The sequence below is a fragment of the Nannocystis pusilla genome (genome assembly GCF_020073745.1).
Lineage (GTDB): Bacteria > Myxococcota_A > Polyangia > Nannocystales > Nannocystaceae > Nannocystis > Nannocystis radixulma.
This window is the reverse complement of sequence record NZ_JAIRAU010000001.1, coordinates 1084128-1106829: the sequence shown is the minus strand read 5'-3', so window position 1 is coordinate 1106829 and position 22702 is coordinate 1084128. Positions and strand designations below refer to the sequence as shown.

The window sequence follows — 22702 nt, the reverse complement described above, 5'->3', positions numbered from 1 at the left end:
CGATGACGCTCGCTCGATCGCCGGCTGCGCTGATTCGCACCCTCCGGGAGCGCCGATTCGGAGCTGTCCGATCTCACGCAGACATGTGCGACCGCTCACGCGCCATCTCGACATTTCCGTCTCGCGAATGCGAGGTGCATGATAGGGTGTTTGTCCGCGACTGAATGCAGAGCATGATGCATTCCATCGCACACGGCGTGGTTGGCCGAATGCGTCGACTCTCGCGCCTCGGCGCGACATTGAGCAAATGGGGGGGGACATGACGAGGATCGATGGCACTCCGACCGGACCGCTGAGGCTGTCCGGTCTGGTGGCGGCGCACGAGCAGGGTGATCTCGTGCAGCTCACGCATTGCGGAGCGCTGCGACGCTCGCTCGTGCCGGCCGCGGTCTATCATTGGTTGCGCACCGTCGCCTCGATCACGAGGGAAGCCGTGCGCGACGACTGGGACGACGAGTCGGTGCCGACGGTCCTGTCGTGGCTCGATCGGCTGTCCGAGGCCGGCATGCTCGTGCCCGGCGGCGCCGACGAGGTCGCCGCCCACTTCGAGGCGCTGGCGGCGGCCCCCGAGCCCCAGGCCGCGCCGCCCGTCGCGCTCGCGCGTCGCGGCGCCGCCCAGGCCCCCTCGCGCGCGCTGCACGTGGGGCTGTCCGGTCAATGCACGATTCAGCTGCTGGAGCGGGCCATCTGCACGCGCTGGGCCGCCCGCGGGGTCAGCTCGACCACCAGCTACGCCTGGTTCGACGCCGAGTCTCCGTTCCGAGACCTGCCCGACACCTGCGATTTCTTCGTGCTGCACATGTTCATCGTGCGCGAGCTCTTTCCCCTGTTCATCGCGTTCGAGAGCGGCGAGCGGGCGGAGGTCGACCACGAGGTCCAGCGCCTGCGCGAGCGCGTCGCCGGCACCGTGCAACGCGCCTCGCTCGCGGCCGGGAGCCGCCTCTGCATCGTCCACACGATGAGCCGCGCCTCGGTGTCGCCGTGGGGCGTCACCGACGTCGTCTACAAGAGGGCGCTGGACGCGATCAACGCCTCGATCTACGACGCGGTCGACGCCACCGACAACGTCCTCGTCCTCGACGAGGACGAGCTGCTGTCCGAGGTCGACAAGCGCGGCGTCGTGGACCATTTATACGCCGTATACGCGCACCACGGCTACGCGGCCGCGAACTTCCGCAACGTGATGCCGCCGTGGGGCGACGCCCGCGCCATGGACCGATTCCTGGCGCTGACGGTCGACCGGTACCTCGATCTGTTCCACGCCTGGTCCGGCATCGACCGGATCAAGCTGATCATCGTCGACCTGGACAACACGCTGTGGCCGGGCGTCTGCGGCGAGGAGGGGTTCAACTGGCACGACGCCGACACGGGGTGGATCTTGCATGACCCGTTCTCCGGCATCCATCAGGCGCTGCGATTGACCGCGGTCCGGGGCGTCCTCCTCGCCACTTGCAGCAAGAACAACCGCGACCACGTCCTCGACGACTGGCGCCGGCGCGCGGAGCTCTACGACGAAGTGGGCCCGCTGCACCCCGATGAATTCGTGGCGCATTCGATCGACTGGGACCCCAAGGGTGCTCGCATTCGGGCCCTGCTGGAGACGCTGGGCGTGGCCGCCAGGGACGCGCTGTTCGTCGACGACAACCCGGTCGAGCGCGCCGAGGTCAAGCGCGCGGTGCCGGACATCGAGGTCTTCGACGGGCCGATGTACGCGGCGCGAGCGTTTCTGCTCGAGCACCCGCGCCTGCAATTCGCCAGGATCTCCGACGAGGCGCGGATGCGGGCGAGCTCGATCAAGGCCGGCTTCGAGCGCGAGGCCCTGCGCGAGCAGTCCCGGTCGGACCAGGACTTCCTGCGCAGCCTCGACGTCCGGTTGCGCGTGGGCCCGGCCGGGCACGACGACATTCATCGCGTCGCCGAGCTGCTCGCGCGGACCAACCAGTTCAACACCACGCACGAGCGGTTGGGTCGAGACGCGCTCGAGCCCCTCGTGCGCGAGGGCAAGGTGTGGGTCATGCACGTCGCCGATCGATTCATGTCGTACGGCCTCACCGGCGTCGTCGTGTTGAACGAGGCCGGCGTGCGCCTGTTCGTGATGAGCTGCAGGGCGCTCGGCCTGCGCGTCGAGCTGCCGTTCATCGGTGCGGTGCTGCGGGCGTCCGGGCTGGCGCACCGCGAGCCGCTGGCCGTGCTGCGCGAGTGTCCGCGCAACGAGCCCTGCAGGTCGGTGTTCCAGCGCGCAGGGTTCCAGCGCCGCGACCACGACACCTGGGTCCTCGCGCAGGAGTCGGACCTCTATCGAGACGACGCCGGCATCTACCACATGGAAGTCGCCGCGGCCGGCGGCGCGCGTTAGGCTCGCCGGTCGCCCCGTGGCGCCTCGCGGGCGCTCACCCGCGAAACGCCCGCCGGACCGGGCCACGCCGCGAGCTGCACTCGACGGCGTCGCCGATGCACCACGAGACGATCTGCGTCCTGGCGCCCGCGGCCCTCAGGTGCTCGTCCAGCTCGCCGAGGAGCACGCCCTCGGAGTCCGGCGCGCCATGCTCACCCGAGACCGACCCGAGCTCGCCCCACCAGTGCGCGTACGGCAGGTAGTAGGCCGCGTCGACGGCGGCGCACACCTCCGCGACGCCCGACGGGGCGAGGGTGAGCAGGTGGGAGCACATCGACGGCAGCCGCTCCATCTGCGCGGGCGACAGCGTCGTCCAGTACAGCCCGTTGTCGATGTAGAGCGGGCTGAACACGCTGAACGACCTCAGGTTGCTCAGGACCATGTCGATCGGCCCCAATCGCTCCCGGACGCGCTCCGCGACCTCGCGCATCGAGCCCCTGGCGTCGTTCCCCGAGTCGACGAGCAGCCACGAGCTGTAGTCGTCGTTGCGGACGACGTAGGTGTTGCCCCAGCTGCGGAGGTCCGCGTCGTACGGGTGCTCGAACCGCAGCGGCTGCTCGCCGTAGAACGGCAGCACGTGCACCTCGAAGTCCCCGAACTTGAGGGGTGGGTCCCACCAATCGACGGCGAATACGTTCACGAAGCCGCAGCGGCGCAGCTGCGCCGCCATGTCGCCGCAGATGATGCTCGACCGCGGGACCTTCGGCACGACGATCGGCGTGTCCCTGGGGAACATCAGCAGCGTCGACAGGCACCAGTGGTCCTCGTGATGATGCGTGATGAGGATCGCGTCGACGCTGCCCTCCAGATCGCGCCTGTCGAAGTCCGTCACCTGCGCGCCGAACAGCGAGTGCAGGTGCGGATCGACGAGGATCCCCGTCGACCTGCTGCGGTACAGCAGCGACGCGTGCTGCAGGCGGTGCACGCCGCTCGCGAGCCCCACGAGCCGCGAAGGTCGGCCTGTCGCCTCGGTGAAGAGGCCGTCCTCCATGAGGATGTCGAAGACGGACCGCTGCGGCTCGTCGAGCCGCCGCCGGATCGTCGCCCGGTCGTGGACCCCGCAGGCGCCCAGGCTGAAGACCGACCGCAGCGTGGTCAAGCCGCCCTCGACCTCGCCGAGGTCGATCTCCGAGAGCGACCCGCCCTCGCTGATCAGCAGCCCGCTCGCCTCCCACTCCGCGAACAGGAACTCCGGCCGCAGGGCGAAGGACTCCTGCACCGTCTCGGGGTCGATGACGAAGAACTCCGCCGCGCGAGGAAATACCGCGTGGGCGGCGAGGACCGAGCGCCGCAGATCGCCTGTCTCCGCGATTCGCGCCCCGACGTCGGCGATGAACGGCTGCAGGGACTCCAGCCATTCGTGCTGGGGATAGCTGATCCTGAAGGTGACGTTTTCGCTGACACGGACCGCTGTCATGTCGCTCTCCTTCGATTCGCGGCGTCGTGACGGCGGCCGCGTCGCCCAATGCGCCGACGGACGCGGGAAATCAGAGGATTCGAGGGACGCGCCATGCGCGGCGATGCGCCGCCATGTCTACTGAGACTCGACCCCCGCGCCCGGATACTGCTCGATTCCACGGCCTCACCCGCCCATTCCGCCGGCCTCGATTATACACGCCATCTCTGCACGTACAGGCTCGCAGCCTGCGAGAATGCCTTCAGGCCACGGCTGCCGCTCGCTATTGCCCCGCGTGAACGATCACGAGGATGAAGCCCCGGGCTCGGAGGCCGCGACGCGGCCTCGCACGGGCATGATGCCACGCGTCGAGCGCGCGTCGTGAGACTGTCCACGACACCGTCGCCGCCGTTCCCCGTCCATCGATCCCGATGTTCGTGGTGCGACCTCGCGCTCGACGGCCGGGCCAGGCCGCCGGCTCGAGCGTAAGGCTGGCAGAGATGACCTGCTCTCCAGAACATATTCGGAAGAACATAAACCAGAGGACATGCTTCATCGAACATGTCCTCTCGTCGCCTGCGCCCCTGCCTCAGGGCGGCGGCGTGTTGTCGTCGTCGTCGAGCTTGATCACCGGCAGCGGCGGGCGGGTCGGCAGCGGCGGCGGGCGCGGGCGGTTGCTCGCGGGCGGCGTGATCGCCTCGGCCACCGGCCGCACCGGCTGGGGTCCGCTGGCGTTGTGGCGCGCGATCGTCGGCCCGCGGGGGGCGTCGAGCTCGGCCTCGAGCGGCGGAGGGGCCGCCTCCATCGTGTCCGTCGTGCGGAACTTCGTCCGCGGGCGCGGCGTGTCCTCCTGGACCATCCCGCCGCTGTCCATCGACTGGCTCATGAAGATCGCCTCGGACACCCCCGACTGGTTGGCGCGCGGGGTCGCGGCCGGCTGCGGGCTCGTGCGGCCGACGATCGGCCCCGACTGGCGGCCGGGCGGCGGCGTCTTCGGCGACGGGCGCCACAGCGGGCGCCACAGCCCGCCCTGCGCCGCGCTCTGCCAGCCCCACGGCAGCCAGCGGATCATCGACCACGCCAGCCACAGCGCCCACGCCAGCATCAGCCCGCGGTACCACCACAGCGACACCGACAGCACCCACGGGCGCGGCATCAGCCCGCCGACGCCGTCGACGTACTCGATGCGGTCCTGGTACCAGCGCAGCGAGCCCGCGTACGAGCCGTTGCCCTCGATCTGCATGTCGGGCTGGCCGAGCAGGCCGGCGTGGACCGCCGCGACCAGGGCCGAGCAGGCCGCCAGCGTCCACGCCGCGATCGTCAGCTGGCGCAGCGCGAACCACCCCGGCGCCAGCTCGACCTGGCGGCGGCGCCAGCCGAGCAGCAGGAACCACCCGATCACCAGCATCGCCTCGGGCACCGGGATCGTCGACAGGCCGAGCCCGAGCAGGAACCACTGGTGGGCGCGCAGCGGCGAGACCGACAGGCGGCCGAGCACGCCCGCCGCCAGGAACAGCACCACGATGTAGCTCCAGAACAGCACCGCCGGCCCGAGCCGCGGCCCGCCGAGCAGCAAGACCCACCGGCTCGCCGGGAACTCGACGTGCACCTCGGCGTTGACCGCCGCCGCCCCGAGGTCGACCATCGGCGCGGTGTAGCGCTGGCCGAGCGTCGCCGCCTCGCGCCACTCGAGCTGCACGCGCTGCACCCCCGGCGCGATCGGCAGGCGCACCTGCTGGCCCTCCTGGCCGATCGGCTGCTGCGAGCCGTTGATCAGCACCTTCTGCAGCTGGGCCTCGGCCGGCAGCGCGACCGTGTGGTGGCCGCCGCGAGACGAGCGCAGCTCGAGCGCCAGCTCGGCGTCGACCGCCCGCATACCTGGCCGAAGGGTCAGGCGCGCGAAGTCGAGGGTCAGCGTCTCGCCGGGCACGCCGGCGGGGCGCGAGATGTCCAGAAGGACCTGTTCTCCGGGCCAGGGCATCCAGACCTGCAGGCCCTCGGCGCCGCGGCGGATCGGCGGGATCCCGCCGGCCTCGACGTGCCACACCGGCCCGACCATCACCTCCCAGACCTCGCTCCACGGCGCCCCTGTGGCCGCCGCCAGCACGATCTGCGGCGCGATCGGCAGCACCGACGTCCACTCGACCACGTCCTCGTCGGGGCGCATGTTGACGAGCACCGCGCCGGCCTCGACCCGCTGGTCCGCGGTCGTCACCGACTCGCCGGGCAGGAGCGGCACCTTGAGCACCACCGCCGAGCCGCGCGGCGTGGCGCGGATGACCCGGGTCGTCACCTCCCACGACAGGCCGAGGGTCAGCGCCCGCTCCACGCGGACGAACGGCGGCAGCGTGCCGACCTCGAGCGTCTCCGGCTGGGTCGCGTCCTGCTTGCTGATCCGCGTCAGCTGCAGCACCTCGTCGGCGAGCCCGTCCTCGTGCAGGCCGGCCACCGTCCAGCCCTCGGCCTTGGCGGTCACGCGGTGGGGTCCGACCGGCAGGCGCAGCTGGATCGTCTCGCGGTTGGGCAGCGGGCCCTCGAGCACCACCTCGTGGCGGCCCGGCTCGAGCGCGATCCGCAGCGCGCCGTCGGGGGTGCGCACCAGGCCGCCGGTCGTCGGCGAGCCGTCGACCGTCACCGTCGTCGGCAGCCAGTGGTCGGCCGAGCCGGGCAGCGGCGCCTCGACCTGGGCGGCCGCGTGGATCTCCACCACCAGCCGCAGCGCCGCCTGGCTGGCCTCCAGGCGCATGCGCGGGCTCGTCACGCAGTCGGGCAGGCACGCCGGCGCCTCGGTCAGGCGCGCGCGCAGCTGCTCGAGCGTGGCCGCGTCGGGCACCTGCGCCGCCGCGCTGCTCGGCAGCAGCAGCGCGGCCGCCAGCGTCATCATCACCGTCGCCCCGACCGCCGGGTTCGGGCGCTGCGCCGGCGGCACCGAGCGGCGGCGGCGGAACACCCCGAACACCGCCATCACCAGCGCCACCAGGAACAGCACGCGCACCCCGGCGAGCGCCAGGTTCACGTGCGGCGGCACCAGCAAGAAGCTGACCGTCTGCGAGCGCTCGACCGGCCCGCTCCAGCGCAGCGGCACCGAGCGCCACGACCAGCGCGGCACGCCGGGGCCGGTCTGGACCACCGTGCTCGCGTCGTACTCGCGCAGCTTCTTCTGTTGGCGCAGGCGGTACTCGCCGGACAGGCTGGCGCGCGACGACTGCACGATCGACTGCACGTCGATCGTCTCCTCCGACTCGTCCCACTGCTCCTTCTTCCCGCCCTTCATCGGGAAGCGGCCCTCGCCGCCGCGGCGCGCCGAGTCGGCCGCCCCGTCGAAGTCGACCTGCTGGGCCTCGAAGTCCGCCGCGGCGGGCGCCATCTCGGTCTGCGGCGGCGCCATTTGGTTCGCCATCTTGTCGGTCGCGAGGACCAGGCCGAAGTCGTCGCGCCCGCGCTCCTCGAGCGCCGGGTACAGCCCCTGGCGGATCTGCTGGATCGAGAACACCGCGCAGATCCCCGCCAGCGTCACCAGCGACGCCAGGCGGTAGCCGCGGACCGCCGTGCGCAGCCAGCCCTCCGGCAGCGCGCGGTGCAGCGCCTCGCCGATCAGCACGAAGATCCACACCGTGCGCGGCGCCATCCACTCGGGGAACACCAGCCCCAGCGTCACCACCGCCAGCACGCCCCAGGCGAAGCCGTACAGGCGGGCGATGGCGATGGCGATCACCAGCACCATGAACAGGTCGAGCAGCGTCCAGCGGCCGAGCCAGGTGTCGTCGACCTGGTCGACCCCGGTCGCGTGCAGCACCTTCCAGCCCGGCGGCAGGTGCAGCGTGCCCGACACCGCCGCGAAGTCGTGGTCCCAGTCGACCGCCGACACCTGCGGCTGCAGCCCGCCGGCGGGCACGCGCAGGTCGGCCGTCAGCGACACGTTGGGGTCGCGCAGCTCGACGCCGGCCCTGGCCGGGTCGTCGCGCGCCGTGATGAATTGCGGCTGCCCGCTGACCGCCACCGCGCCGAGGCGGGCCGCGCCTTGCACCTCGAGGCGGCGCGTGCCCTGGACCTGGCCCTCGATGCGGTCCTTGACGGTGAACCCGCGGCCGTCGAAGTCGAGCCACCAGTCGCGCGCCAGCGCCAACCGGTCGGGTCCGCGGTCGGCCTCGCCGCGCTGCGTCACCGTCAGCTGCAGCGCCTCGCCGGGGCGGGCGCGGAACGCCGGGAACGAGCGCCACGCGTCGGGCAGCTGGGTCTGCTGGGGGTCGACCGCGGTCAGCCCGGAGAATTCGACGCGGCGCAGCTCCGACGCCGGCTCGAACACCCACACTTCTTCGGCGGCCCACGGACCTTCGTTGCTGCCGAGGGCGATCTGCTGCAGGTCGCCCGGGTGGCGCGCCTCGATGCGGATCGTCCACGCGCCCGGGCGCACCTGCACGCGCACGCGGCCGTCGGGCTCGAGCCGCGCCGGCAGCTCGCTCGTCACCTCCATCGCCACGAAGTCGGGCAGGAGCGCCGTGCCGAGCAGCTCCTCGCGGCTCTTCCCGGCCACGTGCAGCGAGATCTCCGTCGTCAGCCGCAGCGGGATCGCGTCGCTCACCTTGCGGTGCACCACCACGTCGAGCAGGTTCTGCTCGCTGGCCGCCTCGACCTTCTTCTGCAGCCACAGCGTCCCGTCGTTGTCGCGGCGCGGGAACGACTCCGGCTTGCCGCGCAGCTTGAGCGCCAGCAGCCCCGTCTCGGCCGGCACGCCGAGCTTCTCCGGCATGCTGTCCCACAGGAACGCGCCGGTGATCCGGTGGGCCCCGGGCGTCAGCTCGACCGCCGGGCGGCCGCCGCTCGCCACCACCACCGCCGGCTGGCCGTCGACCTCGACGTCCTGCGGCCAGCGGCGGGCGTCGCCCGGCAGCGGCACCACGCCCCTGGCGTACAGCTGCCAGCGCTGGGCGAACGTCCCGCGCTCGTCGGTCAGCTCGAGCTCGAGCTGCGACGGCCAGGCGCAGCGGCGCTCGCTCGTACTCGCATGTACGTACGGACATGCCCGATCGGACAGGGGCTGGAGCACCCACGGGACCCACGGACGCAGCGCCTCCGGGATATCGGCGGGGAGCCCCGCGGCCGGCTCGGCCGCGGCCCGTGGAGGTGCGGCCGCGGCCTCGGCCGCGGACAGCAGCATCATCAGCGCGAGGACCCGGAGCAGCGGTCGAGGCGTGGAGCGAGTCATGTGGGGGAACCAAGGGTACAGCGAGCCCATGCGACCCGGACAGGGCGGTCGGCCCCCACGACGAACTCGACCTCGCCCACACGCTCCGACCGTGGCACCCTGCCTGCGTGTCTTCGCCCACCGACTCCGAGCTGCGTGACATCCTCGCGCGCACGCGCACGATCGCCGTCCTCGGCGCGCACACCGACCCCAACAAGCCCGCGTGCTACGTCCCCGACTACCTGCACGGCGTCGGGTACAGCGTCCGCGCCGTCAATCCGGTGTTCGCCGGGCGCGTCATGTGGGGTTCGCCCTGCGTCGCCGTGCTGACCGACCTGGGCCCGCTCGCCCCGGGCGAGCTCGACATGGTCGACGTGTTCCGCCGCCCCGAGTTCCTCCTGGACCATGTCCCCGAGATCCTGGCCGTGAAGCCGAAGCTCGTGTGGCTGCAGCTCGGCATCCGCCACGGCGAATTCGCGCGCACCCTCCGCGAGGCTGGCATCGACGTCATCGAGGATCGCTGCACCCTCGCCGAGCACCGCCGCCTCGGCGTCCCGCCGATCCGCGACTGAGCCGGCGCGCTCCCGCCCACCCCGCCGCGAACGGACCTGGCGCCCCGAGCTGAACCATCCTCGGCATCCTCGTCCGGTGCGCCGGAGCCTCGCCCTGCAGCTCGCCGCATGCACGCCGTACGTCGCGCTCGCCGACGGCGTCGCTGACGAGCATGCGCAGCGGCCGGTGGCGCTCCGCGGTCATGTCCGCCGCAGCGACACCGGCGAGCCGATCACGGGCGCCCTGGTCTTCATCGAGTGTGACTGCCTCGAACGCCCGCGCGAGGTCATCACCACCGGAGGTCCTTACGAGTTTACCGACCTGCCGCCCGGCAGCTACGACGTGTTGATGCTCCACGAGTTCGCGGTGCGCAGGAGCTTCACCGCGGCGCCCGGCGAGCGCTGGTACATCGGCTTCGACGTCCCTCCCGCTCGCTCGGGACGATGATCGTTGCCGCCGCAAACGCGACGACGCGCAGGCGGCAGCGCCTGCGCGTCGTCTCGGCCGCGAGAGGCCGTCACGCGATCATCGCGTCGATGACGCCCGGCTCGAGCTCCGGGTCGCCGAAGTCTTCGACGAGGTCGCCGGTGACCGCGCTGAGGATCGTGTTGTGGAACTGGTTGTGCGTCACGCCGCCGGCGTCGATGTACTGGCCGGTCTTGAGGTAGCCGCCGCAGCTGCCGGCGCACACCCACGGGATGTTGTTGTAGGTGTGGCTGACGCCGGCGCCGAGGTCGTTACACCAGATCGCCACCGTGTCGTCGAGCAGCGAGCCGACGTCGGTCTGCAGCGCCTGCAGGCGGTCGAGCAGGTGCTTGAACAGCTTGGCGTGCTCGCGGTCGATCACGTGGTGCTTCGACTGCGCGTCGGGGATCGGGTCGCCCTCCGAGCCGTCGGCGTAGATCCGGTGCGAGATCTGGTGGAAGCGCGGCAGCTGGACCCCGTCGATCCAGTACTGCGTGCCGTCGTTGCCGTCGCCGATCTGCAGCGTCGCCGCGCGCGTGTAGTCGCACGAGAACGCGAACGCGATCAGGTTCATCTGCATGCGCGTGACCGTCTGGATCAGCTCGTCGGCGCCGTTGTAGTCCTGCTGCGCCTCCATCTCCATGATCTCGGCGTCGGACGGCAGCTCGCACAGCAGCTCGATCTCGAGGTCGCGGATCGCCTCGAAGTGGATCTGCAGGCGGTCGCGGTCGGCCTTGCTCATGTCCTGCTTGCTCATGAGCGCCTGCATCTGCTCGCGCACGAGGTCGTTGACGCTGGTGCGGCGGGCCTTGATCTTCATCGCCACCTCCTGGGGCAGCGCGGTGATGCCGACGATCTTGGTGTACACGCTCCACGGGTTGCGGTCGGCCGCGCGCAGGTCCTTGGCCGCGCGGTAGCTGAGCACCTCGTTGATGTAGCCGGCCATGCGGCCCGCGTAGAGCGTCAGCGGGTCGGGATTGCTCGCCGGGTTGAGCTCGCGGGCGATGCGGTTGTCGACCGACTCGCCCATCGCCAGCGACAGGTTGCCTGACGGGTCGTCGGACACGCGGGCCGCGGTGAGGCACTGGTTGCCGCCGCCGGAGTGGCCGCAGCCGTTGCCGGGGAAGCCGAAGCGGGTGCCGCGGACCAGCAGCAGCTTGTCGGCGTAGTCGGCGAGCTCGCTGACGGCGCGCTCGGCGTCGACGGTCGACATGCTCTCGCTGGTGAGCTGGCCGAGGCTGACCGGCCAGAAGCGCTCCGGCTCGCCGTTGTCGGCCTGGGCGCAGCCGTTGGCCTGGCGCACGTACACGCAGTAGCGCGGGCGCTCGGTGGCCGCCTTGACGTCGCGGGGCAGGAGGCTCGGGAGGAACGGCAGCGCGACGGTGGCGCCGCCGATGCCGGTGATGAAGGCGCGTCGGGAGAAGTTGCTGGGAAGTCGCATGGCTTATTCCTCCACCGGGGCGCGGAAGCGGAACGCGTCGCTCGTGGTCAGCTCGACGATGAGCTCCTTGATCGAGTAGAGCCCGTCGCGCGAGCCCTCGGCGAGGCGCTTGATCTCGGCGTTGTCCTGCAGCTTGGGCACGCGCGCGTAGCCGTACTCGAGCAGGTGCGAGACGTAGCAGCGGTGGGCCTCGTCGCTCGACGCGATGATCTTCGCCAGCTCGGCGCCGCCGTTGAAGCTCTGCTTGCCCTGCACAAAGTTGAAGTCGCCCGTCGCGTCGACCGGCTTGCCGGCGTCCATCGTCTGCCAGCGGCCGAGCGGGTCGTACTGCTCCATCGCGAACCCGAGCGGGTTGATGAGGTAGCCGTGGCACGCCTCGCCGCAGGTGCCGATGCCGGTGTGGCGGTCGATCAGCTCGCGCAGCGACTCGCCCTCCATCGCCGGCGGCGGCGGCGGCACGTTGTTGGGCGGCGGCGGCAGCCCCGTGCACAGGATCTGCAGGTTCAGGAACACGCCGCGGTGGATCGGGTCGTTCTGGGTCGAGCTCGCGTTGGCCGCCAGGTAGCCGAGCTGCGTCAGCACGCCGGCGCGCTGGCTCGGGTCGAGGTCGGTCTTGACGAGCTGGTCGGTGAACTCGCCCTGCGCCCCGTACAGCGGCGCCAGCGTCGCGTTGACGAAGCTGTACGGCGCCGACAGCAGCGTCTTCACGTCGCCGACCTCGTGCTCGAACACGACGTCCTCGACGAACATCATCGTCTCGGCGCGCATCATGTCGCGCATCGGCTCGGCGAACTCGGGGAACTTGTCGGCGCTCTTGTTGATCTTGCTGTAGCTGTCGACCTTGAGCGTCTGGTAGTGGAACGACGCCACCATGTCGCGCGCGCGCTGGTCTTCGAGCATGCGCGCGGCCTGGGCCTCGACCCCGGCGATCGTGTCGAGCCCGCCGGACTGGGCCGCCTCGAACAGCTCCTCGTCGGGCATCGTGTCCCACAGCATGTACGACAGCTTCGACGCCACCTCGAAGCCGCTCAGCTGGATCCGCCCGTCGTCGTCGGCCACGTCGCTGGTCTCGACGCGGTAGAGGAAGTACGGCGACTGCAGGAACGTCTGCAGCACCACGCGCACGCCCTCGAGCACCGGGTCGGAGCCGCCGAGGGCGACGCCCTCCTGGAACACCTGCATGTGGCGCTCGATCTCCTCCGGCGTCAGCGGGCGGCGGTACGCTCGCGGCCCGAACGACTCGATGAACCCGCGCCCGCGCGCGTCGCTGTCGCCCTCGGTCGGCACCAGCAGCGCGACCAGCTCCGGGTCGGCGATCACCTGCTCGGCGATCTCCTCGGCCGCGCGCTGGTAGTCGGTCCACAGCGTCGCCGACACCACCAGCTTCTCGCTGTTGTTGTCGTAGCCGCCGCTGATCGGGTCGCCGATGAACAGCGACGACTTGCCGGTGGTCTGCTCGAGCAGCAGCAGGTCACGGATCGTGTTCTCCCACTGGCGATGCGACAGCCGCGGCACCCGCGACGACTCCGGCAGCGCGGGGATCTCGGTCCCGCCGGTGTCGCTGGTCCCGCCCGTCGGTTCGTCGCCCGAGGTCGGGGTCGAATCGGAGTTGCCGCCTTCGGTCACTCCGCCGGGTCCGCCGTCGGTGCCCGCGGTGGGTTCACCGTCGGTCTCTTGCGCCGGCGCACCCGTGTAACACCCCGCCGTCAGGATCAGTCCCAAGGGCCAGGCCCCCACAGACCGCCACCAAAGCGCTCGTCGTCGCTGAGCCATACGCTCGCAATGTCCCGGCAGCGGCCGGCGCTGTCAACCGTGGGCGATCCCCGATGGACTGGCAGCGACGCTGCGGGGGCCGAGAGCCCCGCGATCTGCGTGTGTAGCCGCGCGGACGAGCGCGGATACGACCGACGAAGCCCGGCTCAGTGCGTGGTGTCTCGCAGCTTCTGCAAGCTGCCGTCGGCGAGCATGCGCTCGACGTCCGAGAAGCCGCCGATCAACGTCCCGCGCACGAACACCTGGGGGAACGTCGGAAAGCCCGACCACAGCTTGATCGCCAGCCGCTCCTTCCACTGGCTCAGATAACTGCCGTACTCGAGGTACGTGAACGGCACCCCTGCGGCCTCGAGCGCGCGGCGGGCCTTCTTGACGAACGGGTTCTGGGCCATGCCGACGACGACCACGGGGTCGCGGGCGATCGCGGCGACGACGGCGTCGACGACGTTGCGGTGGTAGCTCTGGATCTGCTCGCGGACGTGCGGCGCGAGCGAGGACTCGGGGAGGAGCGGGCGGGACGACATGGGCGCGAAGGGTGATGCCGGATCCGCCCGTGGCAAGCAGCCGCGCGCGTGCGCCCGCTCGCGGGCCGGCGTGAGCGATCTGCTCGCAAGGCCCTGTAAGCGCTCCGCGTGGTCCGGCGCGAGCGAGCGGCTCGCCGCGAGAACGCCATTCATCGCCGGTCCGTACGCCGATCGGAGGCGCGTGCGCGGGAAGACCCGCGGCGCCGGCGATCGCGTTGCAGACCGGCGAACGATACCCTCGCCCAACCGGAGAGATCATGCGCCGTCACATCCCGCTCGTCGTCTGCCTCGGCCTCGCCGGCCTCGTCGCCTGCACCGGCCGCTCGGGCCCTGCTTCGGACACCACCACCACGCAGTCGCAGTCCCCCGACGAGTGCAAGCTCGAGTGGAGCGCCCCCGATCCGCAGCCGAGCGCCGGCGTCGCCCCGTTCTCGCTCACCACCCAGGACGGCACCGGCCTCCAGCTCCTCAGCGTCAAGAGCCGCGCCGTCGTCGAGGACCCGCTCGCCTTCACCGAGCTCCACCTCGCGTTCCAGAACCCGAACGACCGCGTGATCGAGGGTCGCTTCGAGATCAACCTCCCGCCCAACTCGGCGATCTCGCGGTTCGCGATGTTGATCGACGGACGCTGGCAGGAGGCCGAGGTCGTCGAGCTTCAGGCCGCGCGCCAGGCCTACGAGGACTTCCTCCACCGCCGCCAGGACCCGGCCCTGCTCGAGAAGAGCGCCGGCAACCGCTTCAGCGCCCGCGTCTTCCCGATCCCCGCCCGCGGCGTCAAGGAGATCATCGTCAGTTACTCCGAGGAGCTGACCTCGAGCAGCGAGCCCTACCGCGTCTACCTGCGCGGCCTGCCGCAGCTGCAGGACCTCGACGTCGAGGTCGTCGTGCCGAAGGGCGGCGGCGTCCGCGAGAAGACCCGGATCCACGAGACCAACTTCATGCCGCAGCGGGACCTCGAGCTCGCCACCAGCCGGCGCGCCCCCGAGGTCGGCCTCCGCTACGACCGCCTCGCCGTCGCCCGCATCACCCCCGACGTCAAGCTGCCGCAGGTCCCGGTCACCGGCGTCACCCTGTTGTTCGACACCAGCGCCTCGCGGGCCCTCGACTTCAAGGGCCAGGTCGCGCGCCTCGGCGCCCTGGTCGCCGAGCTGCGCGGCGCCGCCGGCGTCGACTTCCCGCTGACCGTCGCCTGCTTCGACCAGGGCGTCGAGCAGGTGTTCTCCGGCCCGGCCAGCAGCTTCAGCGCCGCCGCCCAGGACGCGATCTTGAAGCGCGGGGCGCTCGGCGCCTCCGACGTCGTCGGCGCGCTGCGCTGGGCCGCCAACCAGTCGAAGGTCCACGACCGCGTCATCCTCGTCGGCGACGGCGTCGCCACCGCCGGCGGCATCGAGCGCGACGTCCTGCGCACCGCCGTGCAGGAGCTCGGCCGCGCCGGCGTGCGCCGCCTCGACGCGGTCGTCGACGGCGGCCTGCGCGACGAGGCCGCCCTGCGCCAGCTCACCACCGCCGGCCTGCAGGACGCCGGCATCCTCGTCGACGCCCGCTTGCCCGCGCCGCTGGTCGCCTCGCGCCTGGTGCGGGCCACTCTGGCAGGTGTCAAAGTACATGTCCCCGGGGCCACGTGGGTGTGGCCGCAGACGCTCGGCGCCGTGCAGCCCGGCGATCAGTTCCTGGTGTTCGCCGACCTCCCGGTCGACAAGTCGATGCGCGTCGAGCTCGGCGAGCGCGGCGACGACGTCCGCGAGGTCAGCCTCGCCCCGAGCGAGCGGCCGCTGCTCGAGCGGGCGTGGATCCGCGCCAGCATCGATCGCCTGAGCGCGATGATGGGCCAGGAGGCCGCCGGCGACGCCAGGGCCAAGGCCGATCTCAAGCAGCAGATCATCGACCTCTCGACCCGCTACCGCGTGCTCTCCGACTACACCGCCCTGCTCGTGCTCGAGACCGACTGGGACTACCAGCGGTTCGGCATCGACCGCACCGCGCTGGCGGAGATCCTCACCGTCGGACCCGAGGGCGTCGCCGTCGTCGACCGCACGCGCTTGCCCGACAAGCCGGTCGCCGTCGCCGTCGCCGAGCCGATCGTCCCCGAGGAGCACAACCGCGACGTCGACGACGACGGGCCGCTGCGGTGGTTCTTCGGCGACGAGAAGGCGAAGGCGAAGCAGAAGAAGGACAGCGGCCGCGCCGCCGCCGAGCCGGCCCCCGAGGCCAAGTCGGCCACGGCCGCGCTCGCCCCGCCGAAGGCCGCCGACGCGCTGAGCGCCAAGGGCGGTCGCGGCGGCGACGCCGAGGTCGAAGAGGAAGCTCTCGGCAGCCTCGGCGGCGGCGGCGCTCCCGGCGGCGCGCCTGTACCCGACAGCGCCGATGCTCCCGCGCTCGAGCCCCCGCGCGACGAGGCACTCCGCGTGGCCGCCGCCGAGCCCGAGATGGCGGCACCGCCGCCGCCGCCGGCGCCGGTGGAGGCGCCGGCGCGTCGCGTGGCCAACGAGCAAGCCGACGCCCGGGCCATGCGCGAGGTCGACGATTCCATCGCCAGCGACGGCGAACGGCGCGCGACCACGCGTTCGCGCGGCCTGCCCGGGCACCGCGGCCCGGTCGCGCCGAACTGGGACCCGCGCCCGCAGCCGACCTACGAGCAGCCCAAGCAGGCCGATGCGTGGGAGGGGCGATTCGCCGACGTCATGGTCGAGGTTCGCGCCGGCCGCGCCGCCGAAGGGTTGGCCAGGGCGTGGGCCTGGCGCGACAGCAATCCCGGTGACGAGCTCGCGCTGCTCGGTCTCGGCGAGGCCGCCGAGGCGGTCGGCGATCGGGCCCTCGCGGCGCGCGCCTACGGCTCGCTGATCGACCTGTTCCCCGGGCGCGCCGACATCCGGCGCATGGCCGGCGAGCGGCTCGAGGCGCTCGGCGACGTCGGTTTGCAGCTCGCGATCGACACGTACGCGCAAGCCGTGACGCAGCGGCCCGACCATCCTGCCAGTCACCGGCTCTACGCCTTCGCGCTGGTCAAGGCCGGCCGTCACGCCGAGGCCTTCGCGGCCGCGCTCGCCGGGGCCCGCCGCAGCTACCCGGGCGGCCGCTTCGCCGGCGTGCAGCAGATCCTCGAGGAGGACCTCGCCCTGATCGCCGCCGCGTGGCTCGCGGCCCGGCCCGGCGACCCGGCTGCGCAGTCGGCGATCGCCGCCGCCGGCGTCACCCCGGACAGCAGCCCCTCGCTCCGCTTCGTCCTCAACTGGGAGACCGACGCCAACGACGTCGATTTCCACATTTACGACGGCAAAGGCGGACACGCCTTCTTCAGCCAGCGGCAGCTGCCCACCGGTGGCCGGCTGTACGCCGACGTGACCACGGGTTACGGCCCTGAATGCTTCACGATCCCCGGCAACGCCGCCGCCTTCCCGTACGTCCTCCAGGCCCACTACTACAGCCGCGGCCCCATGGGTTACGGCATGGGCAAGCTGCAGGCCGTCCAGCACGACGGCAAGGGCGGTCTCGCGTTCATGGAACACCCGTTCGTCATCATGAAGGACCGCGCGTACGTCGACCTCGGCCGCGTCGACAGGCCGCTGTCGGAGGCCCAGATGGTCGTTCCGCGCCTGCCCTCGGGCCCCGACCCCAAGGGTCAACCTTACGCCCCGTACACGCCGCCGCCCCCGGCCCCGCCGCCGCCGTCGCGTTACTGAGAGCGCCGCGCGCCGGCGTCGCCCCGGCGCGTGCGCGTGCGCTTTTGCTCGCGCCGCAAACCGTGCCCGTTCTCGGGTACGGTTCGCCTAATTCCACGATCCAGACGGATCGGCCGCGTCGCTACCACTGCTGCCATGGACCCGCCTCGCGGGGCCATGGTCGCTTCGAACCACCTGCTTTTGAATCACTTCTCGTCCACCGAGGCTCGTATGTTTCGCTCCCGCGATTTCTTGTTGAAGCTCGTCGCTCCCATCTGTCTGTCCGCCGTGGGTCTCACCGCCTGCGGCGACAACGGCAACAGCAACAGCTCCGCCAGCGAGTCGAACTCCGGTATCGCCACCGACACTTCGACCGTGGGGATGACGGAGCCGACCGCCGGCAGCGTGAGCATGTCGGCGAGCGAGGCGACCGAGGGCACCCTGGGGGTGTCCGAGTCGAACTCGGGCATCCCGACGACCAGCGGCATGGGGATCTCCGAGTCGAACTCGAGCGACACCATGCCGCCCGAGGACACGACCACGGGCGAGGGCGGCGGCGGCTGCGGCGACGGCGTCGTCGACCCCGGCGAGGAATGTGACAGCGGGCCGAACCTCGGCGGCGGCGACGAGTGCAAGCCCGGCTGCCTGCTCAACTTCTGCGGCGACACCTACCTCGGGCCCGGCGAGCAGTGCGACAACGGGGCCGAGAACGGCGACATGAACGCCTGCAAGTCCGACTGCAAGAACGCCTTCTGCGGCGACGGCAAGGTCGGCCCGGGCGAGGGCTGCGACGACGGCAACCAGAACAACGCCGACGCCTGCACCAACAGCTGCGCCCTGGCCACCTGCGGCGACGGCGTGGTCTCGGCCCAGGAGCAGTGCGACGACGGCAACGCCAGCAACGACGACGCCTGCACCAACAACTGCACCGCCGCCAAGTGCGGCGACAACTTCGTCCAGAACAGCAACGGCGAGCAGTGCGACGAGGGCGTGGGCAACTCGAACACCGGCGACTGCACGCTCACCTGCAAGCCGGCGGTCTGCGGCGACGGCCTGGTGCACAACACCGGCAGCGGCACCGAGGAGTGCGACCTCGGGGCCAACAACGGCCCGGGCCAGTCGTGCAACGCCCAGTGCAAGCTGAACACCTGCGGCGACGGCGACAAGAGCCCGAGCGAGCAGTGCGACGACGGCAACAACCAGGGCGGCGACGGCTGCACCTCGCAGTGCAAGCTCGAGGAGTGCGGCAACAGCGTCGTCGACCCGGCCGAGCAGTGTGACGACGGCAAGAACGGCAACCAGGACGACGGCTGCACCGACGCCTGCGCCCTGCCGAAGTGCGGCGACGCGATCGTCCAGCCGAGCATCGACGAGGAGTGCGACCTCGGCCCGGGCAACAACAACGCCGGCGCCTGCACCCTCGTGTGCACGGCCGCCACGTGCGGCGACGGCCTGATCTGGCAGAACCACGAGGAGTGCGACGACGGGGCCAACAACTCCGACTCCGGCACCTGCAAGTCGGACTGCACCAAGCAGTTCTGCGGCGACGGCCACGTCGGCCCCGGCGAGGCCTGCGACGACGGCAACCAGAACAACAACGACGGCTGCACCAACGTGTGCAAGATGGCCAAGTGCGGCGACGGCTTCATCCAGCCGGGCGAGATGTGCGACAACGGCGCGCTCAACAGCGACACCGGCACGTGCACGACCGCCTGCCTCCCGCCGAAGTGCGGCGACGGCTTCATCCAGCCGAGCAACGGCGAGGTCTGCGACAACGGCGTCAACAACGGCGACAGCAAGGCCTGCCTGTCGACCTGCAAGCCGAACGTCTGCGGCGACGGCAAGACGCACATCGGCGTCGAGGAGTGCGACGACGGCAACCAGAGCAACAACGACGCCTGCACCAACACCTGCAAGGCGGCCAAGTGCGGCGACGGCTTCCTGCAGGCGGGCGCCGGCGAGCTCTGCGACGACGGCAACCAGGTCAACACCGACACGTGCACGAGCATGTGCGTCCCGGCCAAGTGCGGCGACGGCTACATCCAGGCCGGCGTCGAGGCCTGCGACGACGGCAACGCCGTCAACGACGACGCCTGCAGCAACATGTGCAAGGCGGCCAAGTGCGGCGACGGCATCGTCCAGCCGGCCGCGCCGTTCAACGAGACCTGCGACCAGGGCGCCGACAACGGCAACAACAAGGCGTGCAGCGCCACCTGCAAGAAGACGTTCTGCGGCGACAGCATCAAGCAGACCCCCAACGGCGACAACGTCAACGAGGACTGCGACGACGGCAACCAGAGCAACACCGACGCCTGCACCCCGCAGTGCGCCAAGACCTTCTGCGGCGACGGCGTCACCCAGAGCCCCAACGGCAACAACGGCATGGAAGCCTGCGACGACGGCAACCAGAGCAACACCGACCAGTGCACCCCGACCTGCGCCAAGACCTTCTGCGGCGACACCGTCATCCAGAAGCCCAACGGCGACGGCCAGATGGAACAGTGCGACAAGGGCGCCCAGAACGGCGTGCCGGGCAGCGGCTGCAGCGCCACCTGCCAGCTCCAGGCCGGCTGAGCCGCCCCTTCGGCGCGCTCGACCTCACGGTCGCGCCCTGACGAGCATCCGACGCCCGCCGCGGAGCCGCCCGGCTCCGCGGCGGGTCTTTCTCTGGCATGTCTCGGCCGAGGCCGAGCGCCCGGCTCCGCGCCAGGTCATTCCTGACATGTCTCGATGGTCATGCTCTCATGAACATAACTCATTGGTCATGTCCTAATGACCATGACCATTCCGACACTCGCCCCGACCGCCTCACCCCTTGGCCGTGGCCGGGCTGCGGTAGCCCTCGGGCTCGCCGCGGACCACCGCCGCGCGCTCCTCGGCGGCCAGCTCGGCCCACGTCGCCGCGTCGACGACCACTTGCTCCGGCGTCGCGCGCTCCTCCATCGCGAACGCCGCCTCGATCGCCGCGCCCCACATGTCGTAGGCCAGCTTGTTCGTGCCGACCACCCCGGCGATCACCTCGCCGGTGCCGACCCCGACGCGCACCCGCACCCCGCGGGCCTGGCACGCCTCCGAGCGCTCGACCGCCGCGCGCATGCGCAGCGCCAGGTCGACGGCCGCGCGCGCCGAGGGCTCCCCGCCGCCCAGGCCGACCGCCGCCACGTAGGCGTCGCCGACCGTCTTCACCTTGTCCGCGCCGCGCTCCTTGCACACCGCATCGAACGCGCTGAACGTCGCGTTGAGCACGCGGACGATGTCCTCCGCGGCTGCCTCTTCGGCCAGGCGGGTGAAGCCGGCGATGTCGCACACCACCACGCTGACCTGCGGGTAGCGGCGCCCGACCCCCTCGCTGCCCTCGCGCAGCGTCGCCACGAACTCGGCCGGCAGCACCGCCCCGAGCAGCGCGTCGGTGCGGGCCCGCAGCGACCGCAGCTCGTCGCGCGTCCGCGCCGTCACCCGCTGCGCGTAGTAGGTCGCCACCGCCGTCGCGACCGCCACCAGCGAGATGTTGACGTGGAAGTTGTCGCGCACGTCCCCCGGCGCCATCTCCGTCGCCGGCAGCAGCGTCGACGCGAACGAGAAGCCGAGGAACGCCGCCGCGTTGAGGCCCGCCACCGCCAGCGCCGTCTGCCGGCGCTCGCTCGGGAACAGCATGAACGTCAGCACGATCACCGGCATGTACCAGTACTGCAGCCCGAAGCTCGGCCCGAACAGCGACGCCGCCCCCGCGGTCGACAGCAGGGTGTAGATCACGAACAGCACCGCCGCGACCGCGTGGTGGCCCCGCGACGACAGCACCAGCGACACGATCGGCGGCACGACCCCGGCCAGCAGCGCGTACGCCAGTCCGCCCGCCGAGGTCGTCGCCGAGCTCAGCGAGAGCAGCATCGTCATCATCGTGAAGCCGCCGGCCAGGAGGCACAGCCCGCGGAGGAACACCACGTGCTGGCTCTCGAGCGGGGCCGCCTGCGGCGCCAGCCCCAGCCGCATCAGCCGCCCGAGCTTCACGGCCGCGGCCCTGCCTTGCGCGCGCCGCGGACGAAGTACGTCTTCATCGCCCCCTTGCCCTTGATCTCGACCCCTTCGCGGGCGCTGCACTCGAAGCGGTGGTTGACCTTGGCGAACGTCAGCGGCGAGATGTGGACCTCGCCGGCCTGCCCGTGCATCTCCATGCGCTGCGCCGTGTTGACCGTGTCGCCCCACAGGTCGTAGGTCGGCCGCACCTGCCCGATCACCCCTGCGACCACCGGCCCGGAGTTCACCCCGATCCGCACCGCGATCCCCGGGGCCTGCGCGAACTCCTCGCGCAGCGCCAGCGCCAGCGCCACCAGCACCTCGGCGTGGTCGGGGCGGTAGACCGGCAGCCCGGCCGCGGCGACGAAGCTCGTGCCGGTCGTCTTGATCTTCTCGGCCCCGAACTCGGCGCAGCGGCGGTCGATCGCGGCGATCACCGCGTGCAGGCGGGCCAGCCAGGCCTCCGGCGTCTGGCCCTCGGCCGGCCGGTCGAGCCCGATCACCCGGCAGAACAGCACCGACGCGTCGCCGTGGCGCTCCGCGATCTCCTGCTCGCCCGCTTGCAGGCGGCGCCCGATCTCCTCGGGGAACACGCTGCGGAGCAGCCGCTCCGACTTGGCGCGCTCGCCCTCGAGGTCCGCCTCGGCCAGCGCGTTGAACGAGCGCGAGCCGTAGCCGACCAGCAGGATCACCGCCGCCAGCATCCCCTGGTGCAGGTATTGATTGTGCCCGTACACCGCCACGCGGCGGGCCAGGTCGCCGTCGAGGTCCCAGCCGTAGACCACCACGATCAGGCAGATCGACGCCGCCAGCGCCGTGCCCAGCGCCGCCGTCTGCTCGCGGCTGGGGAACAGCAGGAACGGCGTCGCCGCGCACAGGACGAGCAGGAAGAAGTTGCCGTAGTCGAGCCCGAGCGTCCACGAGCCCATCAGGATCGACGTCAGGATCGTCCCGTGGAACGCCAGCGCCGCCTCGCGCGGGCGGCCGCCGGCGTGGAGGGCGAACACGGCCAAGAGCCCGCCGACCGTGACCCCCAGGTGGACCAGCAGCTCGGGGTCGAGCGGCCTCCCGGTGCCGAAGTGGCCGGCGCAGCTCATCACGACGCCGACCAGGGCCAGCCCGTTCTGCAGGCGGATCCGCCGACCGTCCTCTCGGGACATGTCCGAACGGACACCGACTCGGATGGCCCGCGACAGCGCCGCTCGCACCCCCAGGACCCCGTTCGTCACCGCCATGGCACCTTACCGGAAACCCCCGCAGGCGTCCTGCCGGGCGGCTCGCCGCCGCGGCGCGAAAGC

The 22702-nt window shown here is 71.6% G+C and carries 12 protein-coding genes; 5 read left to right on the top strand and 7 right to left on the bottom strand.

Features of this window, described 5'->3' with window-relative positions; all coding sequences use genetic code 11:
* Positions 1-259 precede the first annotated feature (259 nt).
* Positions 260-2356 carry an HAD-IIIC family phosphatase gene (locus tag K7C98_RS04335; RefSeq protein ID WP_224190224.1) on the top strand — a complete coding sequence of 699 codons (2097 nt, stop codon included), beginning with the start codon at positions 260-262 and terminating at the stop codon, positions 2354-2356.
* Positions 2357-2390: 34 nt separating this feature from the next.
* Here K7C98_RS04335 and K7C98_RS04330 read toward each other — a convergent pair whose 3' ends face one another.
* The gene (locus tag K7C98_RS04330; protein ID WP_224190223.1) at positions 2391-3812 is read right to left on the bottom strand and encodes an MBL fold metallo-hydrolase; all 1422 of its coding nucleotides are present in this window, start codon (positions 3810-3812) and stop codon (positions 2391-2393) included.
* Between the two features lie 568 nt (positions 3813-4380).
* Positions 4381-8997, bottom strand: a complete 4617-nt coding sequence (locus tag K7C98_RS04325) for a hypothetical protein (protein WP_224190222.1) — start codon at positions 8995-8997, stop codon at positions 4381-4383.
* A gap of 107 nt (positions 8998-9104) precedes the next feature.
* On the opposite strand from K7C98_RS04325, the gene K7C98_RS04320 reads away from it, so the two are divergent.
* Positions 9105-9548 carry a CoA-binding protein gene (locus K7C98_RS04320; RefSeq protein ID WP_224190221.1) on the top strand — a complete coding sequence of 148 codons (444 nt, stop codon included), beginning with the start codon at positions 9105-9107 and terminating at the stop codon, positions 9546-9548.
* Positions 9549-9624: 76 nt separating this feature from the next.
* Positions 9625-9975 (top strand): carboxypeptidase-like regulatory domain-containing protein, encoded by a 351-nt coding sequence (locus K7C98_RS04315; protein WP_224190220.1) that lies wholly within the window; start codon positions 9625-9627, stop codon positions 9973-9975.
* A gap of 70 nt (positions 9976-10045) precedes the next feature.
* Here K7C98_RS04315 and K7C98_RS04310 read toward each other — a convergent pair whose 3' ends face one another.
* From K7C98_RS04310 to K7C98_RS04300, 3 genes are all read right to left on the bottom strand, one after another.
* A complete protein-coding gene (locus K7C98_RS04310) occupies positions 10046-11434 on the bottom strand; it encodes a DUF1552 domain-containing protein (RefSeq protein WP_224190219.1) in 1389 nt (462 codons plus the stop codon).
* 3 nt (positions 11435-11437) lie between these two features.
* Positions 11438-13156: a DUF1592 domain-containing protein gene (locus K7C98_RS04305; protein WP_224190218.1), complete on the bottom strand. Its 1719-nt coding sequence runs from the start codon at positions 13154-13156 to the stop codon at positions 11438-11440.
* 197 nt (positions 13157-13353) lie between these two features.
* Positions 13354-13731 (bottom strand): glutaredoxin domain-containing protein, encoded by a 378-nt coding sequence (locus K7C98_RS04300; RefSeq protein ID WP_224190217.1) that lies wholly within the window; start codon positions 13729-13731, stop codon positions 13354-13356.
* A 257-nt stretch (positions 13732-13988) separates the two neighbouring features.
* Between K7C98_RS04300 and K7C98_RS04295 the strand changes: the two genes are divergently transcribed.
* Complete coding sequence (locus K7C98_RS04295; RefSeq protein WP_224190216.1) at positions 13989-17411, top strand: VIT domain-containing protein; 3423 nt, start codon at positions 13989-13991, stop codon at positions 17409-17411.
* A 135-nt stretch (positions 17412-17546) separates the two neighbouring features.
* Positions 17547-19964, top strand: a complete 2418-nt coding sequence (locus tag K7C98_RS04290) for a DUF4215 domain-containing protein (protein ID WP_224190215.1) — start codon at positions 17547-17549, stop codon at positions 19962-19964.
* Between the two features lie 234 nt (positions 19965-20198).
* Here K7C98_RS04290 and K7C98_RS44600 read toward each other — a convergent pair whose 3' ends face one another.
* Positions 20199-21398, bottom strand: coding sequence for an adenylate/guanylate cyclase domain-containing protein (locus K7C98_RS44600; RefSeq protein ID WP_224190214.1), 1200 nt, complete (start codon positions 21396-21398; stop codon positions 20199-20201).
* Positions 21395-22564 (bottom strand): adenylate/guanylate cyclase domain-containing protein, encoded by a 1170-nt coding sequence (locus tag K7C98_RS04280; protein ID WP_224190213.1) that lies wholly within the window; start codon positions 22562-22564, stop codon positions 21395-21397. The genes K7C98_RS44600 and K7C98_RS04280 overlap by 4 nt, the downstream gene beginning before the upstream one ends.
* Positions 22565-22702: the final 138 nt, after the last annotated feature.

What these genes read in the sequence shown, in the direction of transcription:
- K7C98_RS04335 (WP_224190224.1), top strand. Translation starts at nt 260, where the DNA reads ATGACGAGGATCGATGGCACTCCGACCGGACCGCTGAGGCTGTCCGGT.
- K7C98_RS04330 (WP_224190223.1), bottom strand. Translation starts at nt 3,812, where the DNA reads ATGACAGCGGTCCGTGTCAGCGAAAACGTCACCTTCAGGATCAGCTAT.
- K7C98_RS04325 (WP_224190222.1), bottom strand. Translation starts at nt 8,997, where the DNA reads ATGACTCGCTCCACGCCTCGACCGCTGCTCCGGGTCCTCGCGCTGATG.
- K7C98_RS04310 (WP_224190219.1), bottom strand. Translation starts at nt 11,434, where the DNA reads ATGCGACTTCCCAGCAACTTCTCCCGACGCGCCTTCATCACCGGCATC.
- K7C98_RS04300 (WP_224190217.1), bottom strand. Translation starts at nt 13,731, where the DNA reads ATGTCGTCCCGCCCGCTCCTCCCCGAGTCCTCGCTCGCGCCGCACGTC.
- K7C98_RS04295 (WP_224190216.1), top strand. Translation starts at nt 13,989, where the DNA reads ATGCGCCGTCACATCCCGCTCGTCGTCTGCCTCGGCCTCGCCGGCCTC.
- K7C98_RS04290 (WP_224190215.1), top strand. Translation starts at nt 17,547, where the DNA reads ATGGACCCGCCTCGCGGGGCCATGGTCGCTTCGAACCACCTGCTTTTG.
- K7C98_RS04280 (WP_224190213.1), bottom strand. Translation starts at nt 22,564, where the DNA reads ATGTCCCGAGAGGACGGTCGGCGGATCCGCCTGCAGAACGGGCTGGCC.